The sequence below is a fragment of the Streptomyces sp. NPDC059224 genome (assembly GCF_042754285.1).
Lineage (GTDB): Bacteria > Actinomycetota > Actinomycetes > Streptomycetales > Streptomycetaceae > Streptomyces.
On record NZ_JBHZAN010000003.1, the window covers coordinates 188593 to 200193 of the forward strand.

General features: G+C 70.7%; 12 protein-coding genes. 7 read left to right on the top strand and 5 right to left on the bottom strand.

The genetic code is table 11. The features are described from left to right. Positions 1-24 precede the first annotated feature (24 nt). Both ACFXI4_RS04730 and ACFXI4_RS04735 read left to right on the top strand, forming a co-directional pair. On the top strand, positions 25-741 hold the full coding sequence (locus ACFXI4_RS04730; RefSeq protein WP_362720630.1) for a DsbA family oxidoreductase: 717 nt from the start codon (positions 25-27) through the stop codon (positions 739-741). A 97-nt stretch (positions 742-838) separates the two neighbouring features. Next, positions 839-1900 (top strand): aminotransferase class V-fold PLP-dependent enzyme, encoded by a 1062-nt coding sequence (locus tag ACFXI4_RS04735; RefSeq protein ID WP_384988174.1) that lies wholly within the window; start codon positions 839-841, stop codon positions 1898-1900. A 70-nt stretch (positions 1901-1970) separates the two neighbouring features. Here ACFXI4_RS04735 and thpD read toward each other — a convergent pair whose 3' ends face one another. From thpD to ACFXI4_RS04760, 5 genes are all read right to left on the bottom strand, one after another. Next, positions 1971-2858, bottom strand: a complete 888-nt coding sequence (thpD, locus tag ACFXI4_RS04740; protein ID WP_362720625.1) for an ectoine hydroxylase — start codon at positions 2856-2858, stop codon at positions 1971-1973. Between the two features lie 2 nt (positions 2859-2860). Continuing rightward, positions 2861-3259: an ectoine synthase gene (locus ACFXI4_RS04745; RefSeq protein WP_362720622.1), complete on the bottom strand. Its 399-nt coding sequence runs from the start codon at positions 3257-3259 to the stop codon at positions 2861-2863. A 31-nt stretch (positions 3260-3290) separates the two neighbouring features. Continuing rightward, on the bottom strand, positions 3291-4562 hold the full coding sequence (gene ectB / locus ACFXI4_RS04750) for a diaminobutyrate--2-oxoglutarate transaminase (protein ID WP_384988177.1): 1272 nt from the start codon (positions 4560-4562) through the stop codon (positions 3291-3293). Positions 4563-4573: 11 nt separating this feature from the next. Continuing rightward, positions 4574-5089: a diaminobutyrate acetyltransferase gene (ectA, locus tag ACFXI4_RS04755; protein ID WP_384988179.1), complete on the bottom strand. Its 516-nt coding sequence runs from the start codon at positions 5087-5089 to the stop codon at positions 4574-4576. A 312-nt stretch (positions 5090-5401) separates the two neighbouring features. After that, positions 5402-6502, bottom strand: coding sequence for a pyridoxal-phosphate-dependent aminotransferase family protein (locus ACFXI4_RS04760; RefSeq protein WP_384988320.1), 1101 nt, complete (start codon positions 6500-6502; stop codon positions 5402-5404). Between the two features lie 216 nt (positions 6503-6718). Here ACFXI4_RS04760 and ACFXI4_RS04765 point away from each other — a divergent pair, with 216 nt between their 5' ends. The 5 genes from ACFXI4_RS04765 to ACFXI4_RS04785 all read left to right on the top strand — a co-directional run bounded on the left by ACFXI4_RS04765 (position 6719) and on the right by ACFXI4_RS04785 (position 11571). Then, on the top strand, positions 6719-7573 hold the full coding sequence (locus tag ACFXI4_RS04765) for an ABC transporter substrate-binding protein (protein ID WP_384988181.1): 855 nt from the start codon (positions 6719-6721) through the stop codon (positions 7571-7573). Beyond that, positions 7570-8403 carry an amino acid ABC transporter permease gene (locus tag ACFXI4_RS04770; RefSeq protein ID WP_384988183.1) on the top strand — a complete coding sequence of 278 codons (834 nt, stop codon included), beginning with the start codon at positions 7570-7572 and terminating at the stop codon, positions 8401-8403. Before ACFXI4_RS04765 ends, ACFXI4_RS04770 begins: the two co-directional genes overlap by 4 nt. Further along, entirely contained in the window at positions 8400-9185 is a 786-nt protein-coding gene (locus ACFXI4_RS04775) for an amino acid ABC transporter ATP-binding protein (protein WP_384988185.1), read from the top strand. The genes ACFXI4_RS04770 and ACFXI4_RS04775 overlap by 4 nt, the downstream gene beginning before the upstream one ends. A 246-nt stretch (positions 9186-9431) precedes the next feature. Then, positions 9432-10523, top strand: coding sequence for an amidohydrolase family protein (locus tag ACFXI4_RS04780; RefSeq protein ID WP_384988187.1), 1092 nt, complete (start codon positions 9432-9434; stop codon positions 10521-10523). A gap of 142 nt (positions 10524-10665) precedes the next feature. After that, on the top strand, positions 10666-11571 hold the full coding sequence (locus ACFXI4_RS04785; protein ID WP_384988190.1) for an SCO1860 family LAETG-anchored protein: 906 nt from the start codon (positions 10666-10668) through the stop codon (positions 11569-11571). Positions 11572-11601: the final 30 nt, after the last annotated feature.

Below are 11601 nucleotides of genomic sequence, written 5' to 3' on the forward strand. Positions count from 1 at the left end.
CTTACTACCTGGAGAGCCGACAACATGCGCGTCGAGATCTGGAGCGACATCGCCTGCCCGTGGTGCTACGTGGGCAAGGCCCGCTTCGAGAAGGCGCTCGCCGCTTTCCCGCACCGCGACGAGGTCGAGGTCGTGCACCGCTCCTTCGAGCTGGACCCCGGCCGCGCCACGGACGACGTCCAGCCCGTGCTCGCCATGCTCACCAAGAAGTACGGCATGAGCGAGGCGCAGGCCCAGGCCGGCGAGGACAACCTGGGTGCCCAGGCCGCCGCCGAGGGCCTCGACTACCAGACCCGCGGCCGGGACCACGGCAACACCTTCGACATGCACCGGCTGCTGCACTTCGCCAAGGAGCAGGGCCGCCAGGACGAACTCATCCAGATCCTGTACCGGGCGAACTTCGCCGAGGAGCGGTCCCTGTTCACCGAAGGTGCCGAACGGCTCGTCGAGCTGGCCGCGGAGGCCGGGCTGGACGCGGACGCCGTGCGCGGGGTGCTCGCCGACCCGGCCCGCTACGCCGACGACGTCCGCGCCGACGAGCGCGAGGCGGCCGAGCTCGGCGCGCGCGGGGTGCCGTTCTTCGTCCTCGACCGGAAGTACGGCGTCTCCGGCGCCCAGCCCGCCGAGGTCTTCACCCAGGCGCTCGGCCAGGCCTGGGGCGCGCGGTCCCCGCTGCAGCTCATCGACGAGGGTGGCGCCGAGGCCTGCGGGCCGGACGGGTGCGCGGTCCCGCAGCACTGAGAAACCACAGGTCAGAGCGGTGGTATAAGCAATGCTTAGCGGTGTTGGGTAAAAATCCGCAATGGACGGGGGGTTCCGTGGGCCGCAGAGTGGAGCCATGGAGACCACGGAGACGTTCGCGAGCCTCGTCCGCGCCGAGTTCACGCCGAAGAGCACCTACCTGAACACCGCCAGCAACGGCCTGCTGCCGGCCCGCACGGTCGCCGCCCTGCACGAGGCGGCCCTGCTGCGGGCCGAGGGCCGGCCGCTGACCTCGCTGCACGAGGACGTGGAGGCGACCCGGGCCGCGTACGGACGGCTCGCCGGGGTCCCCGCTACCCGCATCGCGGTGGGCGCGTCCGTCGCCGCGCACTCCGGTGTGATCGCCGCCTCGCTGCCCGCGGGCGCCGAAGTCCTCACCGCCGAGGACGACTTCACCTCCGTGCTGAACCCGTTCCACGTCCGCGGCGATCTCAAGGTGCGCGCCGTGCCGCTGGAGCGGATCGCCGAGTCGGTCCGCCCCGGCACCGCGCTGGTCGCGGTCAGCGCCGCCCAGTCCGCCGACGGCCGCGTCGCCGACCTGGCGGCCCTGCGGGAGGCCGCCCGCGACCACGGCGCGCGTACCTACGTCGACTTCTCCCAGTCCGCCGGCTGGCTCCCGATGGACGCCGACGGCTTCGACTTCTCGGCCGCGGTCTCCTTCAAGTGGCTGCTCGGCCCGCACGGTACGGCCTTTCTCGTGGTCCCCGAGGACTTCGGCGGGCTGACCCCGCTGCTGGCCGGCTGGGTCGCGGGCGAACGGCCGTGGGACAGCTGCTACGGCCCGGTCGCCGAACTGGCCCACTCCGCCCGGCGGTTCGACCTCACCCACGCCCTGTTCACCTTCGCGGGCCTGCGCCGCTCCCTGGAGCTCGTCGAGGAACTCGGGGTGGCCGCCGTGCACGCCCACGACACGGCTCTCGCCGACCGGTTCCGGGCCGGACTCGCCGCTCTCGGCCACGCCGCCCTGCCCGCGCCCGGTTCGGCGATCGTCTCGGTGCCCGGGCTCGGGGACCGGCAGCCGGACCTCAGCCGCGCCGGCATCGAGGTCTCCGACCGGGCGGGCAACCTGCGGGCCGCCTTCCACCTGTACAACACCGCCGCGGACGTGGACCGGCTCCTGGACGTACTCGGCGGCTGACGGACGCGGACACGACCGGGCCGGGACCCCGTCCCACGGGAGGTCCCGGCCCGGCCGGTCTCGGGGGAGTTCACCGCACGGGTGTGAAGTCCCGTGCGCCTATGAACTCAGGACGGCGGACCGGGGCCGAGAACGGCTCGACCGCCTTGTTCTCCACGCTGTTGAACACGATGAAGACGTTGCTGCGCGGGAACGGCGTGATGTTGTCGCCGGAGCCGTGCATGCAGTTGCAGTCGAACCAGGTGGCCGAACCTGCCCGGCCGGTGAACAGCTTGATGCCGTACTCGCCGGCCATCGCGGTCAGCGCCTCGTCCGAGGGCGTGCCCGCGTCCTGCATCTGCAGCGACTTCTTGTAGTTGTCCTCGGGCGTGGCGCCGGCGCAGCCCAGGAACGTCCGGTGCGAGCCCGGCATGATCATGAGACCGCCGTTGGTGTCGTGGTTCTCGGTCAGCGCGATCGAGACCGACACGGTGCGCATGTTCGGCAGCCCGTCCTCGGCGTGCCAGGTCTCGAAGTCCGAGTGCCAGTAGAAGCCGCTGGCCCCGAAGCCGGGCTTGACGTTGATCCGCGACTGGTGGACGTAGACGTCCGAGCCGAGGATCTGCCGGGCCCGGCCGACCACCCGCTGGTCGCGCACCAGGTTCGCGAACACCTCGCTGATCCGGTGCACCTCGAAGACCGAGCGGATCTCCTTGGTCTTCGGCTCGACGATCGAGCGTTCGTCGGCCCGGATCGCCGGGTCGGCGATCAGCCGCTCCAGTTCCTGCCGGTACACGGCGACCTCGTCGTCCGCGAGCAGCTGGTCGACAGCGAGGAAGCCGTCCCGCTCGAACGCCTCCAGCCGGTCCGTGGGGATCGGCCCGGCCGCGCCCGGCGCCGACCAGACGACCGGGTCCTTGCGGGGTACGGAGACCTCGGCCGGGCCACGGCTCGGGTACAGGTCGGTGATCGTGGTCATGGTCAGCCCTCCTCCGTCAGCAGGGGATAGACGCCGTTCTCGTCGTGGTCCTCCCGGCCGGTGACCGGCGGGTTGAACACGCAGATGCAGCGGAAGTCCTCCTTGACGCGCAGCGTGTGCCGCTCGTGCCCGTCGAGGAGGTACATGGTGCCGGGCGTGATCGTGTACGACGTCCCGGTCTCACGGTCGGTCAGCTCGGCCTCGCCCTCGACGCAGACCACGGCCTCGATGTGGTTGGCGTACCACATCTCGGTCTCCGTACCCGCGTAGAGGATCGTCTCGTGCACCGAGAACCCGACCCGCTCCTTGGCGAGGACGATGCGTTTGCTCTCCCAGGTCCCGGACGCGGCCTTGACATGCCGGTCGGTGCCTTCGATCTCCTTGAACGAACGGACGATCACGGTGGTGTACAGCCTCCTAGCTGGATCCTGGTCAGACGGTCTCCCGGACGGCCCGGGCGAGGATGCTCAGCCCCTCGTCCAGTTCGTCCGGGGTGGTGGTCAGGGCGGGCAGCAGCTTGACGACCTCGCTCTCCGGCCCCGACGTCTCGATGAGCAGCCCCAGTTCGAAGGCGCGTTTGGCGATCCGGCCGGCCCGCGCCTTCTCGTGGAACTCCATGCCCCACACCAGACCCCGGCCCCGGTACTCCCGCACGTCGGCGAGGTTCTCCTCGACGATCGCGATGAGCTCCTGCTCGACCTGCTCGCCCTTGGCCCGGGTCTGCTTCTCCATCGCCGGCCCGTCGGTCCAGTAGGACTCCAGGGCGGCGGTCGCGGTGACGAAGGCGGGGTTGTTGCCGCGGAAGGTGCCGTTGTGCTCGCCCGGCTCCCAGACGTCCAGCTCGGGCCGGAACAGGCACAGCGACATGGGCAGTCCATATCCGCTGATGGACTTCGACACCGTCACGATGTCGGGGACGATCCCGGACTCCTCGAAGGAGAAGAAGGCGCCGGTCCGGCCGCAGCCCATCTGGATGTCGTCGACGATCAGCAGCATGTCCTGCCGTTCGCACAGCTCCTTGAGGGCGCGCAGCCACTCGGGCCGGGCGACGTTGATGCCGCCCTCGCCCTGCACGGTCTCCACGATCACCGCGGCGGGCTTGTTGAGTCCCGACCCCTGGTCCTCCAGGAGCCGTTCGAACCAGAGGAAGTCCGGGATCTTGCCCTCGAAGTAGTTGTCGAAGGGCATCGGCGTCCCGTGCACCAGCGGGATACCGGCTCCGGCCCGCTTGAACGCGTTGCCGGTGACGGCCAGCGACCCGAGGGACATCCCGTGGAAGGCGTTGGTGAACGACACGATCGCCTCGCGTCCCTTCACCTTCCGCGCCAGCTTCAGCGCGGACTCCACGGCGTTGGTGCCGGTCGGCCCGGGGAACATGACCTTGTACGGCAGGTCGCGCGGCCGCAGCACCAGGTCCTGGAAGGTCTGCAGGAACGACCGTTTGGCGGTGGTCGACATGTCGAGGCCGTGGGTGACCCCGTCGCGTTCCAGATAGTCGAGCAACGCCCGTTTCAGCACCGGGTTGTTGTGGCCGTAGTTGAGTGACCCGGCGCCGGCGAAGAAGTCCAGGTACTCGTGGCCGTCCTCGTCGTACATCCGGCTGCCCCGGGCCCGGTCGAACACGGTGGGCCAGGCGCGGCAGTAGCTGCGGACCTCTGACTCCAGGGTCTGGAAGACGCTCAGGTCGGGCTGGGTGATGGTCACAAGGAGGCTCCTCAGTGCGATGTGGGGGTCAAGGGGCCGATGCGGTACAGGACTTCGGGGTCGTGCGGACCGTCGGGGAACTCGCCGGCCTCGAACAGCACGGTGCGCTCGACGGTGGCGCCGTGCCGGGCGGCGTACGAGGTGAACAGCCGCTCGGAGGCGGTGTTCCCGGGCGTGATGGTGGTCTCCACGGCGGTGAGCGGCTGTTCTGCGGCCACCCGGGCCGTGAGCCCGTCCAGCAGTTGTGCGGCGACACCGCGACCGCGCTGTGCGGCGTCCACGGCGACCTGCCAGACGAGCAGCGTGCCCGGGCGGTCCGGCCGGGTGTATCCGGTGACGAATCCGACGGGTTCGCCGTCCGCGCCGCGCGCCACCGCCGACGTGGCGGCGAAATCCCGGCACCACAGCAGATAGCTGTACGAGGAGTTCAGATCGAGGTTTCCGGAATCCCTGGCGATACGCCACAGGGCGGCACCGTCGGTCACCATCGGGTGCTCGACGATCAGGTCTGCTTGTGGGGCGGTCATGCGTACTGAATTTAGCGAGGCAAATGCAAAAATGCACGGCAGGTGTCGTTGTCGGCTCAACCTGCCGTGCCTTTATGTCCCGATATTTTCCGTCACAAACCGGGCAAACAGCCCGGTTATGTGGAGTACGTCACAGGGTGGAAACCTGGATGAAATTACCTCGGTTTAGCACCGCAAAAAGCGGGCAGAAGAACTCGGGTAAGCCATCGATCCAAAAGGGAATTCGGAATTGCCTTGAATTCTGGCGCCGTCAATGTTTTCGGTGTGCCGCCGCCGGTGCGGCCGGTGCGGCCTTCCGCTCCTTTCGGTCCGCTACCGCCAGGCGGACTCGACCGCCCGGCGGGCCCCCTCCAGGTCCACCGTCCGGCCCTGCTTCGCCAGCCCCGCGCCGAGCGCCGCCAGGCTCGACCGGACCGCGCCCGGCGTCGCGTTCGCCCCGTAGTGGTTGACCCGGATCATCTCCGTGGCCAGCGGGCCGCCGCCCGCGGCCAGCGGCAGCGTGCCGTCCCCCGCCAGCGCCTCGGCGACCAGCTCCGAGGCCACCACCCCCGACGGCACCCGCAGCGTGGTGGCGACCGGCGCCGCGTCCGGCTCCTCGTGCACGTAGGGCTCCAGGCCGCCGCCCAGGGCCACTGCTCCGGCCCGGGTGGCCAGTGCGGCCGCGCGGTGACGGCGCATCACCGTCTCCAGTCCGTCCGCCTCGATCCGCTCCAGGCATGCCTCCAGGGCGAGCATCTCCAGCTGGGCGGGCGCGTGCGGCAGCGCCTTGCGGCCGCCGTCGACCCAGCGCTCCTTCCAGTCCAGCAGCGACAGGTACGAGCGGCGCGGAGCGTCGGGGTTCGCCGCCATCCGGGCCCACGCCCGCTCGCTCACCGAGACCGCCGAGACGCCGGCCGGACCGCCCATCGCCTTCTGTGCCCCGATCACGCACAGGTCCACGCCCCAGGCGTCCGGCAGCACCGGCTCGGCCCCGACCGAGGCGACCGCGTCCAGGTAGAAGAGGGCGCCCTGCTCCCGCACCACCGCACCGATCTCCCCGACCGGGTTGGTGTTGCCGGTGGCCGCCTCCGCGTGCACCAGGGAGACGAAGTCGATCTCCGGGTGCCCGGCGAACGCCTCCCGGATCTGCGCGGACGTCACCGCCGTGTGGAACGGCACCGTGAGGTCGATCACCGTCGCGCCGCAGTCCCGCAGCCAGTTCCCGAAGGTCTGCCCGTAGGGGCCGGTGATCACGTTCAGTGCGGTCGTCCCCGGCCCGGCGGCCGCCCTGATCGCGCCCTCCAGGGGCAGCAGTGCCTCGCCCTGCATGATCACGACGTCCTGCCGGGTGCCGAGGAGGCGGGCCACGCGGTCCTCGATGGCGGCGAAGTGTGCGGCGCTCAGCAGGGGCAGATCGAGGAAGGGGTGGGTCACGGCGCTGCTCTCTTCACTCACGGAGGGGCGGGTCGGCATGAGCGTAACCGGCGCCCGTCGCGGTGCCTTGACCGGCAGCGATCGGCGGAGACCAGCAACTTCTTAGGCCGGACGGCCTCACTGCCATTGGTTTGGTTTGAGATACCCAAACATCTCCTTATAATCGGAACCCGCAAAAGGAATGCAAAGCTCCATCACAGACTCACGGGAGGTCTCGTGACCACGCTCCTCGGGTACCGCCGGGCTCGTGCCCTGGCCGCCGTCACCGCCGCGGCCGGGCTGGCCCTCGTGGCCGGCTGCACGTCGAGCGGCAACGGCTCCAGCGCCTCCAGAACGGCCGCCGGCGGGGTCGAACTCGTCAAGGCCGGTCAGCTCACCACCTGCACCCACCTGCCGTACCCGCCCTTCCAGTCGGAGATCGACGGCAAGGTGCAGGGCTTCGACGTGTCGATGATCGACCTGGTCGCCAAGAACCTCGGCGTGAAGCAGCAGATCCTCGACACACCGTTCGAGAACTTCAAGACCGGCGCCTTCCTCAACTCCGGCGAGTGCGACCTGGCCGCGGCCGGCATGACCATCACCGCCGAACGCAAGAAGAACGTCGACTTCTCCGTCCCGTACTTCGACGCCACCCAGGCCCTGCTCGTCGCCAAGGGCAGCGGCATCACCTCGCTCGCCGACGCCAAGGCCAAGAGGGTGAAGCTGGGCACACAGGCGCAGACCACCGGCGAGGACTACGCGAAGGCGCAGGGCTTCGACCCGGTCTCCTTCGAGTCCTCCGACGCCGTCCTCAACGGACTGCGCACCGGCCAGGTCAAGGCCGTCGTCATCGACTACCCGGTGGTCCAGGGCTGGCTGAAGGACAAGGCCAACGCCGCAGCCTTCCAGGTCGCCGGACAGATCAACACCGGTGAGCAGTACGGCTTCACGGTCAAGAAGGGCAACACCAAGCTGCTGGCCGCCGTCGACAAGGCGATCGCCGACGCCAAGGCCGACGGGACCTACCAGAAGCTCTACGAGAAGTGGATCGGGCCGTACGACACCTCCGCGGCCTCCGCGGCCGCCTCATGACCGCCGCGGAGACCGGACTCCAGCCCCGCAGGAAGGGTCTGAGCCGGCGCCAGAAGCGCCGCCTCTTCCGCGGCGCGCAGTACGTCGTCTTCGTGGCCGCCGTGATCGCCTTCGCGGCCGGCGCCGACTGGGGGCGGCTGAAGAACCAGTTCGCGCAGTGGAGCATCGCCAAGCAGATGTTCCCGGACGTCATCACGCTGGCGCTGAAGAACACCGTGCTCTACACGCTCTCCGGCTTCGCCGTCGGCCTGGCGCTCGGCATGGTGATCGCGCTGATGCGGCTCTCCTCCGTCGGCCCCTACCGCTGGCTGGCCGGCATCTACATCGAGATCTTCCGCGGCCTGCCCGCCCTGCTGATCTTCATCTTCATCGGGGTCGTCGTCCCGCTCGCCTTCCCCGGCACCGAGATCGTCGGCGGCACCTACGGCAAGGTGGCGCTCGCCCTGGGCCTGGTGGCCGCCGCGTACATGGCCGAGACGATCCGCGCGGGCATCCAGGCGGTCCCCAGGGGGCAGTTGGAGGCGGCCCGTTCGCTGGGCTTCTCACCCGCCCGCGCGATGGTCTCGATCGTGATCCCGCAGGCGTTCCGGATCATCCTCCCGCCGCTGACCAACGAGTTGGTGCTCCTCTTCAAGGACTCCTCCCTGGTCCTGTTCCTCGGTGTCACCCTGGAGGAACGCGAACTGTCCAAGTACGGCCGCGACCTGGCCAGTACGACCGCCAACTCCACCCCGATCCTGGTCGCCGGACTGTGCTACCTGCTGGTCACGATCCCGCTCGGCTTCCTGGTGCGCCGCATGGAGGGGAAGGCCCAGGAGGCCGTGCGATGACATCCGACCCGAGCCGACCCGAGATCCAGGTCAAGGACCTGCACAAGTCCTTCGGCGACAACGAGGTGCTGCGCGGCATCGACCTGGAGATCCGCCGGGGCGAGGTCGTGTGCGTCATCGGCCCGTCCGGCTCCGGGAAGTCCACGCTGCTCCGCTGCGTCAACCTCCTGGAGGAGCCCACCGAGGGCCAGGTGTTCGTCGGCGGCACCGAGCTGACGGATCCCGACGTCGACATCGACGCCGTACGCCGCCGTATCGGCATGGTCTTCCAGCAGTTCAACCTCTTCCCGCACCTCACGGTGACCGAGAATCTCACGCTGCCGCAGCGCCGGGTCCTGAGGCGGGACAGGGCGACGGCGGCACGGGTGGCCGCCGAGAACCTCCAGCGGGTGGGCCTGTCGGAGAAGGCGAACGCCTACCCCGCCGCGCTGTCCGGCGGCCAGCAGCAGCGGGTGGCGATCGCCCGCTCGCTGTCGATGGGCCCCGAGGTGATGCTCTTCGACGAGCCGACCTCGGCCCTCGACCCGGAGCTGGTCGGGGACGTGCTGGCGGTGATGCGGATGCTGGCGCGGGAGGGCATGACCATGATGGTGGTCACCCACGAGATGTCCTTCGCGCGCGAGGTCGCCGACCGGGTCGTCTTCATGGACGGGGGAGTCGTGATCGAGGACGGCACACCGGACCAGGTGATCGGCGACCCCACGCACGAGCGCACCCGCCACTTCCTGTCCCGGCTGCTGGACCCGGCCATGGCGCAGGTGGAGGAGGAGTCCCCGAAGTAGCCGGCCGGGGCCCGGCCGCCGGGGCCGTGCGCGGGGGTTCGGCCATGCACGCACGTCGTGTGGAGAGAACCTCTGCGAGGCGTCCTGCGACGTGCACACCGGCCCGGCCGTGGTCGCGGGCGACCGTCCTGCCGGGGGAGTTCAGCCCCGGCCTCGTCGGCGGCTGCCTGTGCGGCGCCGGGTGCACGGCGGCCGGCTGCTGAGCCGCATCGGGGACGGACTCCCGGTCGTCCTAGGCTGACCCCCATGAGCGATCAACCGGTGCTGCACGTGAAGGGCCGGGTCCTCGTGGGACCCGAGGACGTCCGTGACGAACTGTGGGTGGTGGGCGGCCGCGTCTGCCACGACCGTCCCGCCGGCGCCCGTGACATCACGACCGTCGAGGGCTGGGCGCTCCCCGGTCTCGTGGACGCCCACTGCCACGTCGGCCTCGGCCCGCACGGCCCGGTCGACGCGGCCACCGCCGAGAAGCAGGCCCTCACCGACCGCGAGGCAGGCACGCTGCTGATCCGGGACGCCGGATCGCCGTCCGACACCCGCTGGGTCGACGACCGCGAGGACCTGCCGAAGATCATCCGGGCCGGCCGCCACATCGCCCGCACCCGCCGCTACATCAGGAACTTCGCCCACGAGATCGAGCCGGCGGACCTGGTCGCCCACGTCGCCCAGGAAGCCCGGCGCGGCGACGGCTGGGTCAAGCTGGTCGGCGACTGGATCGACCGCGACCTCGGCGACCTGGCCCCCAGCTGGCCGCGGGACGCGGTGCAGGAGGCGATCGCGGAGGCGCACCGGCTCGGCGCCCGGGTCACCGCCCACTGCTTCGCCGAGGACTCGCTGCAGGACCTGGTCGAGGCCGGCATCGACTGCATCGAGCACGCGACGGGCCTGACGCAGGAGCTGATCCCGCTCTTCGCCGAACGAGGGGTCGCCATCGTCCCGACCCTCGTCAACATCGCCACCTTCCCGAGCCTCGCGGCCGGCGGCGACGCCAGGTTCCCGCGCTGGTCGGCCCATATGCGCCGGCTCCACGCACGCCGCTACGACACCGTCCGCGCCGCCTACGACGCCGGCATCCCGGTGTACGTCGGCACCGACGCCGGCGGCTCCCTCGCCCACGGCCTGGTCGCGGGCGAGGTCGCCGAACTCGTCACCGCCGGGATCCCGCCCGTCGAGGCGCTCGCCGCGACCAGCTGGGCCGCCCGCGCCTGGCTCGGCAGGCCAGGCCTGGAGGAGGGCGCACCGGCGGACCTGGTGGTGTACGAGAGCGATCCGCGCGCGGACGTACGCGTCCTCGCGTCCCCCCGCCGGGTGGTGCTGAACGGGCAGGTCGTGGAGTAAGGGAACACCTGTGCCCGGCTGGTCGAATGCGTGCGCGGAAAGTCCACTAATGAGTGAAGTCACGCAGGATCGCCGCCTGTTCACCCACGGTGCGTAATTCTTGGCGGGTCCCGAGCAAGTTTCCTCTGGGGGTCCCGCCACCTTGAACAGCGACACATTCCGCATGCCCGCACGCCGTCTCGCGACCGTCGCGACGGCCGCCGCCCTGGCCGCCGGTCCCGCGGCCCTGGCCGGCGCGGGGACCGCACACGCGACCACCGACCAGGGTCGCGCGAGCGCAGTCGTCCTCCGCACCGGCCTGGACGTCTCCCTCCTGAACAAGACCGTGAACGTCCCGCTCGCGGTCACCCTGAACGAGGTCCGGGCACCGCGGAGCGCCGACCGCACCGCGCTGACCGCCACCCTCGACGGAGTGGACGGCGGCAAGCCGTTCAGCGTCCTGGGCGCCGACGTCGCCTCGGCGAAGGCGACGGTCTCCGACGGACTGGCCGAAGGCTCGGTCCACCTCGCGCACGCCCGGCTGCACCTGCCCGGCCTGCCCCTGCTGTCTCTCGTCGAACTCGACACGGTCACCTCCAAGGCCACCTGCGAGACCGGCAAGCAGCCGGTGGCCTCGGCGAACGTGCTCGGCGCCGTCACGGTCCTCGGCAAGCGGGTGACGCTGAGCGCGGGCGGCCCCACCGACGTCAAGGTCCCGGGCGTCGGCGAGGTCCGCCTCGACCTGTCCAAGCGCGAGACGACGTCGACGACGGCCGCGGCCAGCGCCCTGGAACTGAAGGTCTCGGTGAACCCGCTGAAGCTGAACGTGGCAGACGTGGAAGGAACGTTGACCCTGGCGAAGGCGACCTGCGAGACACCGCCGGCCCCGGCCGCCCCGTCGGACCCCGCCGACCCGGTGACCGACGTCAAGCCCCAGGGCGCCCCGGCGAAGGAGACGAAGCTGGCGGAGACGGGCGGGAGTTCGGTGACGCCGTACGTGGCCGGGGGCGCGTTGGCCCTGGTCGCGGCGGGTGGCGGAGCGGTGGCGCTGACCCGGCGCCGGCGATAGCGCCCCTTCAGGGGTGCGGGGCGGTGGCCG